Origin of the sequence: Sphingobacterium psychroaquaticum, from assembly GCF_900177625.1 — a bacterium.
Classification (GTDB): Bacteria; Bacteroidota; Bacteroidia; order Sphingobacteriales; family Sphingobacteriaceae; genus Sphingobacterium; species Sphingobacterium psychroaquaticum.
Map to the genome: position 1 here is coordinate 161092 of NZ_FXAU01000003.1, position 20511 is coordinate 181602.

Sequence of the window (20511 nt, forward strand, 5' to 3'; positions counted from 1 at the left end):
AGCAAGACCTTTTTTGTTAGGCAACGTCGCGTAAATCGACGGCTACCACGCGGGAGACACCTTGCTCCACCATGGTGACACCGTAAATAATATCGGTGCTGGCTATTGTACGTTTGTTGTGTGATACCACGATAAACTGTGAATTTTTCGAGAAGTCGCGAATAATATTATTGAATTTATCGATGTTAGTGTCATCTAAAGGTGCATCGACCTCATCGAAGATACAGAACGGTGCTGGTTTCAATAGGTACAAAGAAAATAGCAGGGCTGTCGCGGTCAATGTCTTTTCTCCCCCTGAGAGCTGATTGATCGATAACGGACGCTTTCCTTTTGGGAGTGCGATGATATCAATATCAGATTCTAGTGGGTTGGCTGGGTCAGTCAGGATCATATCACACGAATCTTCTTGGTTGAACAGGGAACGGAACACTTGGATGAAGTTATCACGAACACTATTAAATGCATGCATGAATTTTTCGTTTGCCGTTTGGTCGATTTCACTGATTGTTGCCATTAAGGATGCCTTTGCTTCCAACAGGTCGTCTTTTTCCTTGGTGATAAAAGTGCTACGCTCTTCCATCTCGTCATATGCTTCCTTGGCCATCGGGTTGATCGTGCCGTAGCTGTCTAGTTGTTTTTTGAGTTTATCGCACGCTTCGACCAGCTCCTCTTGAGAGTATGCTATCTCTGGCATTTCGCCTTCCAGCAATTCGTTGATATCGATGTTGAATTCGACCGATAGCCTTTCCTTCAAGGAGTTTAGGTCAATCTGTAAAGCTGTCTTTTTGTCTTTTAATTGTGAAAGCAAGAAATCGTTTTGATCTTTATTGCGACGCAGTTGGGTGATATCTTCTTCCATATCATTAATCAGCTTGCGCGAGCTGTAAAAATCCTCCTCGATCTCCTGTAGACCTTTCTCTAAAGCTTCTTTCTGTGTGTACATCGCAACCAAGTCCTCGTCATTGTGGTCTACAAATTGGATCGCGTCCTTCATTTCTACTTTCACCTGTTCATATTCCAATGAGTTTTTTTCCAGACGAGATTCGAAAGCATCTTGTTGACTTTCTCGATATTCCAAGTCTTTCTGTAGGCTGGAAACCTTATTCTGTTGTTGGTGGAAACGAATATTCTCCTGGTTGAAAACAGAAGACTTTTCATTCAATGTTTCATGAATTTCATTGTACACCGCCTGTAGTTCGTTCAGCTGTTTTTGGTGGCTTTCGCTTTCTACTTTTAAAATTTGTAACGCAGGCTCCGCTTTTTGAAGGTCGTAGCTGATCACCGTAATCTTACTTTCGATATCTTGTTTTCGGTTCAGACTCGTGGTGATAAAGGTCTGATACTGTTCCTGCTTGGTCTTTACAGAGATAAGCTCATTGTTCAACCGATTCAATACCGTCCGTAGCTCGTCTATCGTCTCTCTCCGTGAATTGACGCGCAGGGTTGCTAACTGATCGACATCGTGATCTTCCTGTTGCTGCAGTGTTTCGATCTGTGCATTCAGTGCTTTTATCTCTTTAGCCAGGTTTTCAAGGTTTTTTGCACGTCCGATACGCTTCCCTTCAAATAAGCCGACCGAGCCACCACTTACGCCCAGTTTGTATTTCGCAAATTTACCTTCCGGATGAAGGATTACAAGTTCTCCATTCGGTAGATCCTCCTCCAGGGTGTCGGTTGCTTCTGGTTTTAGGAGGTATACATGTTGAAGCAGTTGTTGACATAAAGCTTCATATTTTTTATCTACTTTGATTACATCCAGGGCAGGAATAACCTTGTCCAAGTAACGGTCTTCAACAGTTGTAGGTTTTGCTGGTTGAATAGCATCTAGAACAAAGAAGTTTGCACGACCACGGGACGCGCTGCTTAAAAGCTGGATTGCTTGAACGGCATCTTGCTGATCGTCCACCACATAGTGGTTCATAATCGATTCGAGGTAATTCTCGATCGCGACGCGGTAATCTTCCTGACAGAATAAAATGTCCGAAAATAAAGGGTAAGGTTTTTTCCATCCCGCATTTTTACGGAGAAATTTGATGGATTCCGGAAACCCTTCCAGGTTATCTACCAAAGATTTTGTCAGGTTGTACTCGTTTTGCTTGGCATCCACCAACCTCGCTTCGCGGTTTAGCTGCTCCCGAGTTTCTTGCAAGCGCTTTTCTATAATCTGCATTTGTGTTTGCAACTCTTCTTCTGCTTGCAGGGCGTTGTCAAACTGCTCTTGTTGTTGCGCCACACGTTCTTCCAAATCGTCTACGACAATGTTGAATTCACTTAGCTCGGCCTCTTTCGACGAGGTATCACTTATGGTGCGTAAAGACTCTTGTTGTAAGGCTTCCTTTTGTATGTTCAGGACCGCTATGTCTTTCTCTAACTTATAGATATTGTTTTGTATTTCACTGCTTTCTCGTACAAAATTGTCTAGTTTCGCTTTAGAAGAAGTTTGCTGTGCGCGAAGCTCTTCTACCTCGTTTTTATCTTTTTCGATATCCAGTTGATACACATCCAACTTCCCCTGTTCCTCAAAGAGTTCTTCGTTCAGTCGTTTGATCGTGTACAATACGTGCTCCAATTGCTTTTTGTCATTGTTGAGCTCCGCAGTAAGCCGCATCTCCTTATCTTGAAGGTGACGCATCTGCTCGTTCTTGATTTTCTTATCCGATTCGTAGGCCCGTATCTTGTTGATATGCTCGTTTGTACTTTTCTGTTGCGTGGCTAAGTTTTTTTCTTTCGCTAAGATATCATTACGCAAGGTACGAAGCAGATTTTCTTGCTTCTCAATTTGCTCGGACGTACCGGTAAGCACATTTTGTTGCGCATTTTCCTGCTCGCTAATGCGATCTAATTCTCCGCTAAAACCATCCAATCGATAGTAAGCAAGTCCAATGCTCGATTCGCGGTATTCGCCTTTAAGTTGGAAATATTTGTCTGCTTTTTTTGCTTGCGTTTCCAGTTGTTTCAGATTTTTTCCAATCTCAAACAAAAGATCGTCGACACGGGAGAGGTCTAGTTCGGTATCTTTAAGTTTAGATAACGTTTGTTTTTTGCGGACTTTGTATTTGGAGATCCCAGAAGCCTCTTCGAAAAGATTACGACGTGAGTTTTCCTTATTATTGATGATTTCGTCAATCATTTTTAACTCAATGATGGAGTAGGAGTCGGCTCCGATACCGGTATCCAAGAATAGATCCGTTATATCTTTCAATCGACATTTTACATCATTCAATCGATACTCGCTGTCACCGTTACGGTATAGTTTACGGGTGATCGTGACCGTTGAAAATTCGGTGGGTAGTAACTTGTTGTTATTTTCAAAGGTTAAAGATACCTCTGCCAGGTTCGCAGGTTTACGGTTTGCTGTTCCATTAAAAATAATATTTTCCATCTTCTCTGAACGTAGCATACGTGTGCTCTGTTCCCCCAATACCCAGCGTATGGCGTCTACAACATTGGACTTGCCGCAACCATTAGGACCTACAATCGCGGTAACACCCTCATTAAAATTAATGGTAATCTTATCCCCGAAGCTCTTAAAGCCCTTTATCTCTAACTTTGTTAATTGCATGAACTAAACCTATTTGGTCATAAAAATTGAAATACGAAAATAGCTAATAAAATTTACTTTTTTAATAAGAAAAGAGCCCACCGAAGTGCGCTCTTTCCAAAACTAAAATTTTATAAAAATGAAGGACTACTGTACAGCCACAACGCCAATGTATAATGGTGTTTTTGTGTCATCCTTCTTGCCTGTAAGGATGATTGTGTAGTAACGACCTTTTTGGAAAACAAAATCACCACGTGTTGCGAGTGTTGTTCCTGCATTATCCTTAACCGTTAGTTTTATAGTGCCGGAAGCAGTTGCTTGGAACGCTTCGTTGGCAACCACAGTAGCGCCTGTTTCGATTGGTCTTTTCGCAAATAAAGGTTCTGTTGCATCGCCTAAGAATAGGTTTGTTTCACCTGTACCATTTGCAAAATTGAAATAACGAACACCAAACTTATCGCCTAAATTTTCAATTCCTTTGTCCGTTGTCATGGCAAACTTAGGAAGCTCCTTGGTGCCGTATACAAACGATGTATACGCGGTTGTGTCCTTTACCGTAATATTGGAATCAATTAATACTTTGTTTTCGTCCGCTGATCCGATACGTAAGTTTCGTTTGCCAACAAATAGACGGCTTCCTACATAACTTTGAAAAGGTGTCGGGACATAACCATTGATATTGCGTCCATCTAAGTTATAAATTACCCCGCTAGCTTCTGGGAAGGCGTTGACAAATACCATGTAGCCTTCAGGCATTGGAACGTAATCGTTATCATCTTTCAAGCAGCTGGTGAAAGCAAATACTCCAGCCACTACGCATACTAATAATCTGATTGAAAACTTTTTCATGTCTAATCTCTTTGTGTTTACTTCCTTTAATACGAATCGAATGAACCACTTGCTACAGTGTCACTTAAAAAAATAGCAATTGGGTGTATCGATTTTTTTTACTTCTTGTTAAAACAATTTTCACTTTTTCTGTATTTAAATCGTTGTGAAGTGTTTTGATATTTCTTTATACGTAATTTTATTGTAGTTTCGTGACTACAAAAAGTGATTTAAAGCGGTTTTTATATTTGAATAATCAAAAATAAGGCTGAAATTTAACCTTGAGTTTAATTTTGTAATAGAAATAGATATGATTAGATTTTTAGGTTTCCCTTTGTGGTTGAGGGTATCCATCTGTGTTTTGGCGGGCGTAGCGATAGGTTGCGCGCTAGGGGAAGTTTTGTTTCAGACGATTGGCGCATAAGGACAATAGGTCTGTGCAAATCCATAGAGATTGCACAGACGGTGTTTTATTCCTCTTCCGACAGGGCGGACGACTGTGGCTTTGGTTGTTTCTCTGTTTTTTCCTTTTTCTTCTCGTGCTTGCTGTTGAAGTTTGAAATTTCAATAATCCGCGGAATACTACTCTTTGGTGCCATTTCACGTAGTTTCTTCATCCGTTTTGCACGTTTATAGACTTTGAATTTTTTATTGTCTTTATAGAGCTCCCAGTTCATAAGCATTACACTGCATAAAACGACAACGAGTCCGAGTATTTGCATACTGGTTACTTGGTGGCTGGTAAAGAAATGTGCCAGCAATAGCGCAACAATCGGATTGATGTAGGCATAGGTGCTTACTTCGGTTGCCGGTCTATTTTGTAACAACCAGATATAGCTACCAAAAGCGAGTATCGAACCCATCGTGGCTAGATAAGCCATTGCTCCCCAGTCGGCTGTAGTGACCGCTGAAATATCAAAGCGCGCATACTCACCGCTTAAAAGGGCGACAATGGTAAACGAGACACCCGCAGAGACCATCTGCCAGGCAGTCTTCACCATGACATGGAGGTCTTCTTCGTCCTTGTCTTGGTTTTTCTTTTCTTTACTGTATTTGGAAATTAATGAACCAATAGTCCATCCGATTGTACCAAAGATCAAGACAATCATGGCCGTAAGTTTCATGCTCTTATCTTCCGTATCTGTTGTTCCGGAAAAAATCTGTTCTGCAAAAAGCATAAACACGCCAATAAATCCGAACAGTAAACCTAATACTATGGGAAGGCTGGAGAAATTTTGTTTCCATTTGGGTTTGTCAAAAACAATAAACCAAATCGCTGTTGCTGCAGAAAGAATGGAGACAATTCCACTTGATATATACTGTTCCGACCAAATGATGGCCGCCATATCCACAAATAAAAGAAGAAAACCAATAAACAGTGCATCTTTTACAGCGGATTTAATATAGAGTTTATAGCCCCTAAGCTTACAGTAGCTCATGAGCAGGGTACCAGCAATAATAAACCGCACGGAGCCAAGTACAAAGGGACTGAAGCTTCGCAATGCTTTTTCAATAAAGAAAAAGGTGGAACCCCATACAATGTACACGACTAAGTAAGCGAATACAATACTCGCCACGCTAGGTGTTTGTTGATTTGCTTTTACCATTTTATTTTTTAGCCGGAATCACAAGCTTTTGTTCTTCCTTTACTGTTTCTAATACAATTGTTGTTCTTGTCGATATAATACCTTCAATTTTACCCAACGTATTGCGCATTAAATCAACCAGGCCGGCAGCATCGTTTGTGCGCACCTTAACGAGGTAACCATCGTCACCAGCGATATCATGAACTTCTTGAACTTCGGGGATTTCGGCCAGTAAAAAACCTACTTTTTGAACACCGATAATATCTTGCGCTTTGATGAAGATAAAAGATAACATTTTTTGATCGAGCGCATTTGGGTTTATTTTTGCATTGTATTGCAGGATAACCTCTTTTTGCTCTAATTTTTTTACCCGTTCTAAAATGGCAGATGGAGCCATACCTAGCTCACGCGCAATATCAGCGTTGTTTGTACGTGCATTGTCTTGCATGATGCGTAAGATCTGATAGTCGATTTGGTCGAGATTGTATTCCATTTTTCCCATAATGCTGCAAAAGTAAGGTTTTTTGAATAAAATTCAAAATTATATTTAAAATTTAGAATTTTATTCGATATGAATCGTTTATTGTCGAAGTTTAGGTAGTTTATCTAGTTTGTAATCGTTTACTTATAAGCTTGTTTGTGCGTGTTTTGAAAACAATCATGAATAATAACTCAAAACACTAGAAACTTCAGCGCTATTTTTTTAGATTTGTTTTTATAAAAATAGTAAATACGTGCAAATAATTGATAAACTAGCGCAACTTTCTGTTGCTTTGAAGGGTGATTTGTTTTACAATCCATCGAATGTAAAGCACCAAACGATGCGTTTGGCTTACGCTACGGATGCTTCTGTATATCAGGAAGTGCCATTGGCTGTTGCTATCCCACAAGATGTAGCAGATCTAAAGGCATTAATTAGTTTTGCGAGCAAGGAGGGAGTTACCTTGATTCCGCGTACAGCAGGGACATCCTTGGCCGGGCAGGTGGTTGGTAGCGGTATTGTGATGGATATCTCTCGTTTCTTCAACCAAATATTGGAAGTTAATGTCGAGGAGCGATGGGTGCGTGTGCAGCCTGGCGTTATCCGCGACGACCTTAATAATTATTTAAAACCCTTCGGACTGATGTTTGGTCCCGAAACGTCAACGGCTAGTCGCGCCATGATAGGTGGGATGATCGGGAATAATTCATCGGGATTACATTCTATTGTTTGGGGCGACACCCGAAAAAACCTTCTTTCTGCACGTGTGCTTATTAATGATGGTTCTGAGGTTGTTTTTGAAGAGTTACAGGAGCAGCAATATTTTGATAAGTTACGACATAAGTCGCGAGAGGGAGATATCTATCGTGCGGTGAATACCTTGATCACCGATCCGCAGAATATTACGGCTATACAATCGGGTTACCCGAAGAAGACATTGACACGTCGAAATACGGGGTATGCGCTCGATTTTTTGGTGGATCGAGATCAACCTTTTAATATGTGTAAGCTGTTGGCAGGTTCGGAGGGTACAATAGGTATCGTTACAGAAGCTAAGCTACAATTGATGCCTTTACCTCCGAAAGAAATAGGTCTTTTATGCGTGCATTTTGAAGATATGATTTCCTGTATGCACGGAAATAATGTGGCGTTGAGCCATGGGCCGGAAGCATCGGAGCTGGTTGATAAATATATTTTGGATTTCACGGTTGGACATCCGACATACCAGCATAATCGTTTTTTTATAGAGGGTGATCCGCAAGCGTTATTGATTGTAGAGTTCCGTTCCGATGATCCGGTGCTGTTACAGCAAAAGGCGGAAGCGCTGAAAAAAGATCTAATAGCGAAAGGACTGGGCTATGCATATCCTTTTATAACGGGAGTGCAAGAGACAAATTTGGTGTGGGATGTGCGTAAAGCAGGGTTGGGGCTTATCCGAAACCTGCCAGGCGATGAGCAGCCGGTGAACCTGATTGAGGATTGTGCTGTCTCGCCTGAAGATTTACCGGATTATGTACGTGATGTGCAAATGCTGTTGGCGGAGGAAGGTGTGCACGCTTCATACTATGCGCATGCTGGTGCAGGGGAGTTGCATATCGAACCGTTTATCAACTTGAAGACAGCTGATGGCAAACGTAAGTTTAGAACGATCTTGGAAAAGACGACTGATCTTGTCTTGAAATATAATGGATCCCTTAGTGGCGAACATGGTGATGGGCGTTTGCGAGGTGAGTTTATTGGTAAAGTGTTGGGTGAAAAAGTGTATGAGTTACTCGTTGAAACTAAAGATATTTTTGATCCTTTAGGTGTTTTTAATGCCCAAAAGATTGTAAATACACCGCCGATGGATACTGCTTTACGGTATGATCAGGTGACGGATGGAAAAACCATTAAGACATACTTTGACTTTACCAAACAAGAGAGTATTCTACGGTTGGCCGAGAAATGTTCGGGGTCGGGCGACTGTCGGAAAACAGAAATCACAGGTGGTACGATGTGCCCTTCGTTTATGGCGACGCGTGATGAAAAGGATACGACGCGAGCACGAGCCAACATGTTGCGTCAATTTTTAACCAATTCGACGCAGAAAAATCGTTTTGATCACGAAGAAATTAAGGAGGTCATGGACCTTTGCCTAAGCTGCAAGGCTTGTAAAAGTGAATGTCCATCCAGTGTGGATGTGGCAAAAATGAAGGCAGAATTTTTACAGCATTACTATGATGCGCATGGGGCATCGTTCCGTGCTTCGGTAATTGCGAATTTTACGAAAAGCCAAGTGCTTGGTTCTTATGTCGCGCCCTTGTATAACTTGGTGGTAAAGACGCCATTTTTGGCTGGAATTGTCAAATCTGTTGTTGGCTTTGCACCGAAAAGGTCGCTGCCGACGGTTAGTTTTACCACCCTTTCTGGCTGGGTAAAAAAACAGGAGAAATTGACAGTGCCGAAGCGTAAGGTGTACCTATTTAGTGATGAGTTTACGGAATATAACGATACGGCAATAGGTATAACGGCTTACAAGCTGTTGACTGCATTGGGGTATGAAGTTGTTGTGCCAAAACATATTGAAAGTGGTCGGACCTATCTTTCTAAGGGTTTTGTCAAAGAAGCGAAGCGCATTGCTAATCGAAATATTGAGCTGCTTGATGGGCTTATTTCGGAAGATACACCATTGATAGGCATTGAACCATCGGCTATTATTACGTTTAGAGATGAGTACCTGGATCTGGTGGATTCGAATAAGCACGCTGCTGCGCAGGCTATTGCAAAACATGCGTTGATGATCGATGAGTTTTTGGTGGCGGAAATAGCGGCAGGGCGTTTGCATCCAGAGCAGTTTTCGAACGAGAAGAGACATATAAAGTTGCATGGCCATTGTTATCAGAAAGCCTTCCATCTGGTTGGATTTACTGAAAAGGTATTAACATTACCACAAAACTATACGGTCGAAGTTATCCCTTCAGGCTGTTGTGGTATGGCTGGATCGTTTGGCTATGAAAAGGAACATTATGAGGTATCGATGAAGGTGGCGGAATTGGTATTGCTTCCAGCGGTACGTAATGCCGAGGAGAATACCATTATTGCGGCGGCAGGTACGTCATGTAGGCATCAGATTAAAGATGGAGCGAGTAAGAAATCCTACCATCCGGTTGAGATTTTGTATGACGCTTTAATAAAGTAATTTCGGAAAACACTTTTTGTTTTTATTTGTTATTATTCAATAAATGGTGAAAATTATGAAAAATAACTTTATGAAAGCCTTGGGTTTATGTGGGATGGTGTCTGTTTTATTCAGTTGTACTGGAACTAATTCAGGTGGTGGTAAAGATGGCCAGGCAGGAAAACTAGAGCAAAATCTAAGTCAGTTTAACGTGCCAGCGGATCGGGAGATACCAACGGTATTTCTTTCGTTGGTGAAAACGGAAAAGACTGACTCTTCTGTCGTGTATACAGCTAAGTCGCTGAATGACAAAGATACTATTGGTGTTAATGTTGAAGTTATAAATAATCTGCCGGCAGGCATCTTTTTGGATGGAAATCCAAATAATGACCGCGGTTTTACGCCGGGAGCGATGAAATTTAGCTCGATCGGTTCGCAGTCAGATGCCTTTGTTCGAGCTCTTGCTCAGGTGTATGGTTTGCCTGCGGGAGGGGCAATGACGAAGTCCACGTTGTTACCCTTAGTTTTTTCATCGAATAAGAAGGTGGTAAATTTGGATGGAACAGATACATATACCTTTAAACTGTTTTTTAGAAATAAGGCAGACGATGAAGCGGAAGTGTTCGCGGTCTTGGATCTCTATAAACGTCTCTTTGAGTTTCGGGCAAAGGACTCGACACAATTTACACGAATTGTATCCGCATTTGAAGGAAAATAACATAAAAAAAAGAGAGCTTAGCTCTCTTTTTTTTATGTTATACTATACCAAAGTGTTTTAAAGCATTGGCTATGCCGTTACTGTCGACATCGTCTGTGATGTAATCTGCTATCTCTTTTACTTCAGGATTAGCATTACCCATGGCGACACCAATTCCAACATGCTTCAGCATGCTGATGTCGTTCCCGCCATCTCCAAAAGCCATCGTTTCTGCAATGTCAATATTGAAGTGTTTACAAAAGATGTCAATCCCGACTTGTTTACTCTGTCCTTGTGGATTAACGTCCGCAAAGAGCGGGGTCCAGCGCGAAGCGAGTGAGTTGGGCATCACGGTTTCCATAAAGACCTTTTCCTCTTCCGGTCCCAAAAAAATATTGGTTTGCAGGATGCTGGCTGTATCAACCTGATCAAATTCCACCAAAGGAGGGACGGGAAGATTAACATGCGCGTACATGCCTGCAATTTCCGGTGTTACATCATGGATGCTTACCGCTTTTTCGGACATAAGAGAGAAGCTTAACGAGTTGCTTTGCGAATAATCTAAAAGCGCTTGGATATCTCGGGGGTCGATTGCTTGTCGGAAAAGGATCTCTCCTTCTTTGCTGACGCAGTACCCACCATTAAAAGTAATAAAGCCGTCGAATCCCAAAAACTTGATATGATCGATACTGTTGATGGATCGCCCGGTAGATACGATTACTTTAATGCCTTTTTCTTGGAGTGCTTGGATTGCTTCTTTTGTGGAGGTCGGAACTTCATGCGTTTTGAAGCTGAGCAAGGTTCCGTCGATGTCAAAAAAAACAGCTTTGATGTTAGGATTTTGCATATTGTAAATGTAGGAAATAAAAAAATCCTCGACAATGAATGCCGAGGATTTTGATATGTTTAAGACAAAAGATTTGTTTTAGAACGTGAATTTAATTGAACCGTTCCACGTACGTCCCATACCGATCAATACGGTGTTGGCTGTATTGATGCCGTTCCATAAATTCTTAGCGCCGTCAGCAAATGTGTTGGTGGTTGCTTCAGAGATATAGAACTTATCGAAGAGGTTGTTTACGTTAACACGGAAGCTCAATGTATTTGTTGGACTCAATACGATTTTGTATGAAGTACCAACATCGAATAATTGATAGGAAGGAAGTTGTAATACTTTTCCTTCTCCGGCTTGTAGTGACGAGTACAGTCTGTCATATGATCTAAAGTCTGCATCGATAGAAAGGTTTCTGATGATGCTGTATTTTGCGCCTACACCATATGATGTTTGTGCGGCATCACCTACTTTACCATTGTTTACATCTTTATTTTCAGTAGCAAGTTCTACGCGGTCTTCGTTACGCACGATTGTTGTGGCGTTGCCTTTGTATCTCCAGTCGCCAATCGATCCGAAACCTTTTACTTCCAGGCCTGTGAATGGACGCGCTGTGAAATCTAATTCCACACCTTTGTGATCTTGCTTTACACCGTAGTTAGAGAAGTAAAGGAAGTCTCCTTCTTGAAGGATATCTGGATTACCTGTAGGGTTGTACTTTGTAACGTCTGCTGCGTTTGCGTTACGCGAGCTACCCGTTACACGGTTTTCCCAAGTTGTACGGTATGCGTTAACATTTACGTCAATGTATTCCGACGCAAATTTGTACCCTAATTCTAAACCTAAGATTTTTTCGTTTTCAGCATATTCGTTTACATCATTACGGTAATTCATAAAGATGTTGTTCTGGTAAGGCTGGCGTGAGTAATAACCGGCATTACCGAATAGGCTGTGTTGTCCTAAAGTATAGCTTACGCCACCTTTGGTGTTATAGCCAAAATTATTGACTTTTTCGGATCTTCCTTCTCCTAGCTTGTACAAGAAATAATCTTCACGAATATTCTGTTGTTCAGATAATGATCCTTGGAAGAAAGCGGTGAAGCCATCTTTTGCATATTCAATTTGCCCAAATAAACCAGCGTAACGAACGATTTGATCATAATCCCATGCTAGGCGATCTTCCGCGTTTTTAGGTTTGTCGGTAAATGTTTTCCATGGGTTGGTCGAGTATGAGTTGGATGTTGTCAATGGACCGCTGTAGTTTACGTTTCCAGTGTGAACAATGCTATTTGCACCCAAAAGGTCTGTTACCTGTCTGTAGTGCTCCCCTTTATAGTCTCTTAAGTCAAAACCTACGTTAAACGTTAAGTTGTCGTTCAGTTTACGGTTGTAGTTTGAAACGATACCGTACCATTGGTGATTGTTTACGTCAGCAGCTAGGTAAGGAACTTTCGCTGTTGAGTTGTCATTGCGTCTTGATTGACCGCCGCCGCGAGCCATAGAAGCGTAGATTACCGTAGATAACGATGAGCGATCACTGATTTCCCAATCCCAGTTGAAGTTAGCAACAGGTTTGTGGTAGTAGTTTTTACGTGGGTTCATTTCGACACCGTTGATCGTTTCGATATTACGGTTGTATTTACGGCCTTTATCCAAGTAGGTTTGTAGCGTCGCTGTACCACCTTGCTCGTGCCATTGCGGCGCACCGGTAACCATCAGGTTTAAGTTGTGCTTGTCATTTACTTTGTACCCTACTGATAGGAAGTAGTTCTGGCCCGCACCCGCTGTTGCGTTCATATATCCATCACCTTGCCAATGTGTAAACATCGCTGAAACGGCAAAGCCGTTTTTCATTAGGCCTGTATTGTAACCCAATGTTGATTTTACGAACATGTCATTACCAACCGTATGTTTTAGGAAGCCGCCTTTTTTCATGTCGGTGGATTTGGTGACGAAGTTTGTTGTTCCGCCGACCGAAGAGATCGCTAATTTAGATGAACCTAAACCGCGTTGTATTTGAATAACTGAAGCAATATCAGATAATCCAGACCAGTTTGACCAGTAAACACGACCATTGTCCATACCGTTGATCGGCTGACCATTTAATAAAAAGGCAGTGTTTGATTGGTCGAAACCACGCGTATTCATGGATGATTCCCCAAAACCTTTGGCTTGCCCTGTAATGTATACAGAGGGCGTATTCGCTAAAGTGGAGGTGATGTCTAGTGAACCAACTTTTTCTTCAATTGCTGCCTGGTGGATAGTGGAAACCGCAATCGGTGTCATGCGACCCTCCGCGATATCGATTACACCACGACCAACAACAACGATTTCATCCAGAGACTGTTCTTTTGAAGGAGCCAAAACAATCGTGCCTAGGTCGTTATTCTTGCTGAACTTAACCAGTTGGGTAAGGTACCCTAAGAATTTGATTTCTAGCTGACCATTTTCTTGATTGGTAGTCAATGCAAAATTTCCTGCTGCATCAGTCGAAGTTCCGGTCTGTGTACCAGAAACAAGGACAGAAACACCAGCGATCGGGTTGAATCCGTCCGAAACTTTACCAGTAAGAATCCGTTGAGCAAAGGAAGCGTTACTGATAAGCATGAATGCCAAGAGGGACATCCATAGAATAGAGCTTTTTTTCATTACGAGAACGATTTTTTTAAATTGGTTGCAAAGGTAATAATTTTTTGTGTCTAAATACTTGTCTTGAAACCTTTTATTTGCTGTTTTGCGTGGTTTTTATTCGTTTAGGACATATTTTTATTTGTTTAAGGTTGTTTCGGCAATTGTTTGTTTGGTGCACTTTTTTTACGTATAATTTTAAAAAATTGATGTTACCGATTCATGTTGTCGTAAAACGGGTGATGTAAATATTTATCCACATTTTTAAAATGTTAATTATTGTTAAAATTGTAATCTGAACGCGGAACTGTTGCTAGTTTTTGAATTTTTATTGTTTAAATCATTAACCTGTTATTGTTAGTTTAAAAAGTTTAAGAAATTGATATATGACGCTTTCTAATGGTTTGTGAATGTGTGTATTAAGTTTGTGTTAACTTTTATAAACATTAAGTTGTATTCCTAACTTTGCATTATTAATTCTAAACAGAAACAAATTGAGTATGAAAAAATCTCTACTTTTCTTTGCTTTAGTTCTCGCTAGCTACGGAACTATTCAGGCACAGGTTACAACAAGTAGTATGTCGGGGGTGGTCACCCAATCCACTGGGCATGCTACCGCTGGTGCAACGATCAAAGCGACCCACACACCGTCAGGAACCGTCTACTCGGGTTCGGCGAATGTTGCGGGTCGTTTTAGTTTACCGAACATGCGTGTCGGTGGTCCGTACCGGATTGAAGTAAGCTATGTAGGGCAGTCGCCGCTAATCTATGAAGATGTTTATTTGCAATTAGGGCAACCCTTTGTTTTGAACCCTGTTTTTGGAGATAATGCAACAGCCTTAGACGAGGTTACTGTGACGGCTTTGAAAAAGGCGCAAAGCTTAAAGACGGGTGCAGAAACATTTGTTTCACGCAAACAAATTGAAAATCTGCCTACGGTGTCCCGTGGTATTCAGGATTTTACACGCTTGACTCCTCAGGCAGATCTCAAAGGTACTTCTTTATCCATAGGGGGGAGTAATAATCGTTTTAATCAGTTTACAGTAGATGGTGCTGTTTCTAATGATGTTTTTGGTTTGAATGCTAGTGGTATGAATGGAGGAGGAACAAAGACGAATCCAGTTTCATTGGATGCAATCGATCAAATTACGGTGCAGATAGCTCCGTTTGATGTGCGTGCAAGTGGTTTTGCTGGTGGTGGAATTTCTGCTGTAACGCGTTCGGGAACAAATAATGTTGAAGGATCAGTCTATTACTATACGCGTAATCAGAATCTAACAGGTAAAACACCGAAGGCGCTAGTTTCAGGTAGTGAACAAAGGTCTAGATTAGAGGATTTCACAGAGAAGCAATATGGTGTGCGTCTTGGTGGTCCAATTATAAAAGATAAATTATTCTTTTTTGCGAATTACGAAAGAACAGAATCGAATACTCCTTTGAATTATCCAATAGGTTCTTCTTCCTCTAATTTAACGGTAGAAGAGGCTGATAAAATTTATAGTATTGCTACCGGTACTTATAGCTACGAACCAGGATCGTATAGTGATTTAGCCAATACGAATGAGTCAAATAAAATTTTTGGACGTTTGGATTGGAATGTGAATGCACAACATAAATTCTCCATCCGTTACGGTTATACAAAAGCAAACGACGCTTCGAATTTTAGGAATGAGAACAGCGTTACCTTTGCTAATGGCGGTACGCTGAAAGATTACAAAAATCATACGCTAACCGCAGAGCTAAATAGTCGTTTTAACAATTCGTGGTCTAATAATTTGGTTGTTGGTTATAACTCAGTACGTGATTTTCGTAGTTTTAATGGCGATTTATTTCCTCGTGTAGCTATTCGTACGAGTAACGGAACCTACAATTTAGGTACAGATGCGGTGGCAAATGTCAATCAGTTAGATCAGGATATCTTCACGTTAACAAATAACTTAACGTGGTATAAAGGCGTGCATACAGTGACTTTTGGAACGCATAATGAATTCTACAAAGTTTATAATGGTTATATTAATAACTCAAATGGCGCATATACCTTCTCCGATTCGCCAGCGACAGATATTAATCCTGTTACAGGAGTGGCTTATACAGCAATAGAGAACTTTGCTCGTGGTAAAGCATCTTCGTATGCGCATCAATACAGTAATACGGATGATCCTCGACAAGGAGCGAAATTTAGTGCTATGCAACTTGGGTTTTACGTGCAGGATGAGTACCAGATGCAAGATAATTTGAAAATAACAGCCGGCGTGCGCGTAGATATTCCTATCTATAATGATGTGCCGATGGAAAATACTGATTTTAACAATTCTATCCTGGCGAAGATGTACGATGTACAAACGAATAGAATGCCAAAGGCGCAGTTGATGTTTTCTCCACGTGTCGGTTTTAACTGGGATGTGAACTCCGATCGTTCAACTATTGTTCGTGGTGGATTAGGGATCTTCACATCAAGATTTCCTTTGGTGTGGGCGTCAGGTGCCTTTACACAAAGTGGTGCGCTCTTAGGTGGGCACTCTTTGGGTAACGGGACAGTAGCTAATGTGGATTTTGTTGCTGATCCATATAATCAACCGAAGTTTAATGGAACAGTATCGCCTTCAGGAAATATTTCTGTATTAGACAAAAACTTAAAGTTACCTCAAATCGCTAGGTTTTCTGCAGGTGTAGATCAACAGTTGCCTTGGGGAGTTAAGGGTACTCTTGAGTTTATGTACTCGAAGAATTTAAGTTCATTCCGTTTTACAGATCTTAATTTGGAACGTCCTACAGGTGTGTTGGAAGGAGCTGATAATCGCGTTGTTTACGACGTTAATAACAATAATAGACGTGTATTAGATAACTATACGGAGATTATCTATATCGATAATGTGAGTCAAGGTTATTCTTGGTCGACAACTGCTTCTTTGGCGAAAAACTTTGATTTCGGGCTGAATGCATCCTTTGCATATACGTACACCGAGTCAAAAGATATTACCTCGGGTGCTTCTTCGCAGAATCAGTCAAATTTTTATCGGGTAGCGACCGTGAACGGTTCGAATAATGCTCGCTTAGCACATTCTCCTTTCAGTACAGGTAGTCGTTTGTTAGGTGTTGTGTCATATTCTAAAGAATATATCAAACATTTAGGAACAACAGTCTCTTTGATTTATTCAGGACAAAGCGGACCGCGCTATTCTTACATGGTGTCAGGGAATCTAATTGGATATGCTGCTTCTAATGGTAATCAGTTTCAATTAATGTATATACCGAAAGAGCAATCTGAAATCACTTTTGTTCAGAATGGTAATAAAACACCTCAACAGCAGTGGGATGAGCTTAATGCATTTATAGAATCTGATAAATACCTAAAATCACGTAGAGGTAAATACGCAGAAAGAAATGCTGCTAGAACACCTTTTTCGCATCAGTTCGATTTGAAAATTGCGCAAGATTTGTTTACAAACATTGGTAAAACCAAAAATAAGTTACAGCTTTCTATTGATATCATGAATGTAGGTAATTTGATAAATGGTAATTGGGGTAAACAATATAGTGGTTCAGATAGTTTCTGGGATAACAGTTTTAAACCTGTTACCTTTGCTGGTTATGAAAGTGGTACAAAGAAACCAACATATCGTCTAAATAACCTAAACAATAATGTTCCTTATTACTATCAAGATATTCCATCTAGATGGTCTGCACAAATTGGTGTGAGGTATATTTTTAACTAATTCCAAATAGTAAGTTTTTGAGAAATAGCCACCCGCAAGGTGGCTATTTTTTTTATTCACTCTTTTTATAAGTGATCTAATCGTTTTTTACAGCTTGTTCGGTACTGGGTGTTTGTGGCAATGACTGGCTTTGTGTGTCGATTGAAATTGTTGTTTGATATTTTGTGTATATCATTTGCTTGTGGTTTTGGTGAAGGAGATAACCAAATATAAAGAGATTCAGCGGTAGCGGTTCTCGTGTTAGTGATTTCTATGCCGTATGGCTATAGGGGCTTCTGTCTTATAAAAAAAAATATTATAGATTAATATTTTAAACTCAAATATATCGAGGGTGGACATGCGGCGATCCCCGTGGACTTGTCCCCTAAAAACTTTCCTAGTTTACAGTAAATCAGAATAAATACGGGACAAATCATGTGTTCCTTTTTGTATTTGTAGTGCTACTATGCGACATTTTTGTAGTTGTTAAACTACAGTAAATTAACTTGTTTGAAGTAAATTAATTATTGGTGTTAATTATTTCTTTATATTTTCAATTTGAAAAAAAAACTATCTACTTGTTCTTGTCTAGTTTAAATTAGTTATGAAATTATATAATAATGATAGCCTGATTTCATTCATAATTCTTTGTGTTTGATAATTGTTTGTATAACTTAATTAATGTAACTTAATTTATAATTGTGATATATGACGTTGTGTTGTAAAAAAAATATTTCGTCTTTCTTTTTTTATTTCTGTCATATATTCCAAAATTGGCGCCATCGTCAGGTGCAGCCTATTATAAATAAATTAATGAAGTGTTTGCTTCATCTGCCTCTCTGTTTTTTTTTCGCGCTTCATTTTACAGGATACGTTGCAGCCCAAGAGCGAAATAAGGTTTATCCATCGGCTTATGCAATCAGTTCTACGGGACTTTTGGGCTCCGTAACAACACCGGAAAATACTGTTGGTGCAGAAGCAAGTCAGGGAAGTACGGCTACAATGACTCCTGGCACCTTAGGATCAGCGACATTAGTGCTTAAGTTTCTGCAATTATCTGCTCCGCTACCTGTATCTGTTCCGTTATATGTTAAGCTTAACACGGGGGTGACCACGGCAAGTATGACTTTTACGGTACTTTCCGGAACGACTACGCAAAATTCGACCAGTGAAGGGACCAATCTTACAACAAGCGTAACGACTTTACCTAGTAATGGTCCTGTTAAACTTACTGCAACGACGACCGGAGGTGTTAGTACATACAATGGCGTGCGACTGTATACCACTGCTACAAAAGAAGTAATCACCTCTTTCTTCTACGCACAAGATGTTCCATTGACCTTTAAAGCGGCAAGCATCACAGCTTGTGGTTCCTATAATTTATTGGATAATCTAACACATAAATTCACGAACGAGTTAAGTTATGAGGTTTTTAATGATGTAGGCGTGAAGCAGGTCGGAACTTCGATCGCACAAACGGGTCGGTACAAGATTGTTGCAAAGGATAACGCCGTACCTACGGCAGCAGCGATCGAATCTCCTTTTATTAATGTTACGATTAATAGTCTTCCTGTTCCTTCGAGTTTTACTTCCTATTACCACCTTCCGATCAATCAAGCACAAAGTTTTCCGTCGATTACTTGTTCGGGGGGCTGTACCACGGTGTGGCGCAACAGCGCGGGGGCGACGGTTACGAGTATATCGGCACAGACGGTGCCTGGTATATATACATACACAGCAACGATTAGTAATAGTACGTGTTCCGTGGAACGCTCTGTGGTGGTGGAGGTGTATGATCCGCTCAATGAATGTGCCCGGACCAAAAGAACGTATGCGACCGTTTCTGTAGATCAGTCAGGTACAACAAATCCCGGTAATGCATCAGATGCAGACCCGTTAACCAGCTCGTTGATATCGGCGCCCATTTCTTTGCTAGGGCTAGGCTCACATCAGACTGTTGGTTGGACGAAGAAAATCCCTATAGGAACCAAGGTGTATGTGAAGCTCGGTATAGGTAGTAACCTGCTAGGGTTGATCAGTAGTTTAACCGTACGTGCAAAAAATGCAACAAGTTATGTCGGTGCGACCATGTCAGTGAGTGGTGAGTTAATCGGTCTGGCGGTAGGTGAAAATGATATGATCTATAGTTTCACGACCACTGCAGAGATGGATGCCGTGGAAGTAAAGGTCGCTGGGGTGCTTTCTTTGGGGTTATCCGCAAATCTATATGGAGTTTGGGTTGAAGAAGCGACGACCAGCTTATCAGACTGCCCTCCAAACGATGAAATTGACGTATTAAAAGGGTCGGAGGAATTGTTGAAAGGTGTGCTTAATGCAGCGACAGCGACCGTTGGTGTGGATAATCCTTCCTGGGCGATTGATGGAAGTTTGACAACAAAGGCGACTATGCGTGCTGCGGTGGGGGTTGCCGCACAAGCAAAGCTGGATATTATCTTCCACACGATGAGCCAACCGGGCGATTCTATTTTTATCAAGGTACAAGATTTAGGTGTTTTAACGCTTTTGGATGGTTTTTCGATCCAGCGATACCTCAAAGGGGCTCCTGTGGGGGCGCCAATTTATATGGGAGGTAGTGTGCTATCCTTACTTAAAGTTGGAACCAATAGCCAGATTATTTTTACGACCACCACGGAACCTTACGATCAGATTTCCATTAGACTAGGTGGGGTGCTGAATGTGCTGAGTACGTTGGAAATATATGATATTGAACGGAGACCTTTTATTAAAACGGTAGCAAATGTCGATAAACGTGTGTATGTGTGTGAGGGAGATCCTGTTGCTGTAGGTGTGGTAAGTCCATGCTTAGTGTACGATTGGTATGACAGCTTATCGGCAACGACGCCACTTTTTTCTGCGGGTGGCGTACGGGATGGAAGTAATCCCTATCACCCAACCGGCACATTGGGTCAGCGAATATTCTACATCCAACAAAAGGTAAACGGTTGTGTGGTCGGTTCTCGTGTTCCGATAAAGGTTTATCTGATGCCGAAGGCGGGTAAGCCACATTTAAGTATTAGCAATGTAGTAAACTGATAAGTAACAATA

10 protein-coding genes are annotated in these 20511 nt (G+C 41.0%); 4 read left to right on the forward strand and 6 right to left on the reverse strand.

The genetic code is table 11. The features are described 5' to 3' along the window. Positions 1-16: 16 nt before the first annotated feature. From smc to B9Y69_RS09120, 4 genes are all read right to left on the reverse strand, one after another. Positions 17-3562: a chromosome segregation protein SMC gene (gene smc / locus B9Y69_RS09105; RefSeq protein ID WP_085472642.1), complete on the reverse strand. Its 3546-nt coding sequence runs from the start codon at positions 3560-3562 to the stop codon at positions 17-19. Between the two features lie 126 nt (positions 3563-3688). Beyond that, positions 3689-4390, reverse strand: a complete 702-nt coding sequence (locus tag B9Y69_RS09110) for a hypothetical protein (RefSeq protein WP_134431710.1) — start codon at positions 4388-4390, stop codon at positions 3689-3691. A gap of 449 nt (positions 4391-4839) precedes the next feature. Next, on the reverse strand, positions 4840-5976 hold the full coding sequence (locus B9Y69_RS09115; protein WP_085472644.1) for an EamA family transporter: 1137 nt from the start codon (positions 5974-5976) through the stop codon (positions 4840-4842). Between the two features lies 1 nt (position 5977). After that, a complete protein-coding gene (locus B9Y69_RS09120) occupies positions 5978-6457 on the reverse strand; it encodes an Lrp/AsnC family transcriptional regulator (RefSeq protein WP_085472645.1) in 480 nt (159 codons plus the stop codon). 232 nt (positions 6458-6689) lie between these two features. Between B9Y69_RS09120 and B9Y69_RS09125 the strand changes: the two genes are divergently transcribed. Then, on the forward strand, positions 6690-9614 hold the full coding sequence (locus B9Y69_RS09125) for an FAD-binding and (Fe-S)-binding domain-containing protein (protein ID WP_317042139.1): 2925 nt from the start codon (positions 6690-6692) through the stop codon (positions 9612-9614). A gap of 55 nt (positions 9615-9669) precedes the next feature. After that, entirely contained in the window at positions 9670-10311 is a 642-nt protein-coding gene (locus B9Y69_RS09130; protein WP_134431713.1) for a hypothetical protein, read from the forward strand. Between the two features lie 37 nt (positions 10312-10348). Here B9Y69_RS09130 and B9Y69_RS09135 read toward each other — a convergent pair whose 3' ends face one another. Then, positions 10349-11137, reverse strand: coding sequence for a Cof-type HAD-IIB family hydrolase (locus B9Y69_RS09135; RefSeq protein ID WP_085472647.1), 789 nt, complete (start codon positions 11135-11137; stop codon positions 10349-10351). A 78-nt stretch (positions 11138-11215) separates the two neighbouring features. Next, entirely contained in the window at positions 11216-13771 is a 2556-nt protein-coding gene (locus tag B9Y69_RS09140; protein ID WP_085472648.1) for a TonB-dependent receptor, read from the reverse strand. A gap of 479 nt (positions 13772-14250) precedes the next feature. On the opposite strand from B9Y69_RS09140, the gene B9Y69_RS09145 reads away from it, so the two are divergent. Further along, complete coding sequence (locus tag B9Y69_RS09145) at positions 14251-17466, forward strand: TonB-dependent receptor (protein ID WP_085472649.1); 3216 nt, start codon at positions 14251-14253, stop codon at positions 17464-17466. 792 nt (positions 17467-18258) lie between these two features. Beyond that, positions 18259-20499 carry a hypothetical protein gene (locus B9Y69_RS09150; protein WP_085472650.1) on the forward strand — a complete coding sequence of 747 codons (2241 nt, stop codon included), beginning with the start codon at positions 18259-18261 and terminating at the stop codon, positions 20497-20499. The last annotated feature ends 12 nt before the right edge of the window (positions 20500-20511 follow it).

Coding starts and splice junctions, on each gene's coding strand:
- B9Y69_RS09130 (WP_134431713.1), top strand. CDS start 9,670: ATGAAAAATAACTTTATGAAAGCCTTGGGTTTATGTGGGATGGTGTCT.
- B9Y69_RS09115 (WP_085472644.1), bottom strand. CDS start 5,976: ATGGTAAAAGCAAATCAACAAACACCTAGCGTGGCGAGTATTGTATTC.
- B9Y69_RS09110 (WP_134431710.1), bottom strand. CDS start 4,390: ATGAAAAAGTTTTCAATCAGATTATTAGTATGCGTAGTGGCTGGAGTA.
- B9Y69_RS09140 (WP_085472648.1), bottom strand. CDS start 13,771: ATGAAAAAAAGCTCTATTCTATGGATGTCCCTCTTGGCATTCATGCTT.
- smc (WP_085472642.1), bottom strand. CDS start 3,562: ATGCAATTAACAAAGTTAGAGATAAAGGGCTTTAAGAGCTTCGGGGAT.
- B9Y69_RS09135 (WP_085472647.1), bottom strand. CDS start 11,137: ATGCAAAATCCTAACATCAAAGCTGTTTTTTTTGACATCGACGGAACC.
- B9Y69_RS09120 (WP_085472645.1), bottom strand. CDS start 6,457: ATGGGAAAAATGGAATACAATCTCGACCAAATCGACTATCAGATCTTA.
- B9Y69_RS09150 (WP_085472650.1), top strand. CDS start 18,259: ATGAAGTGTTTGCTTCATCTGCCTCTCTGTTTTTTTTTCGCGCTTCAT.
- B9Y69_RS09145 (WP_085472649.1), top strand. CDS start 14,251: ATGAAAAAATCTCTACTTTTCTTTGCTTTAGTTCTCGCTAGCTACGGA.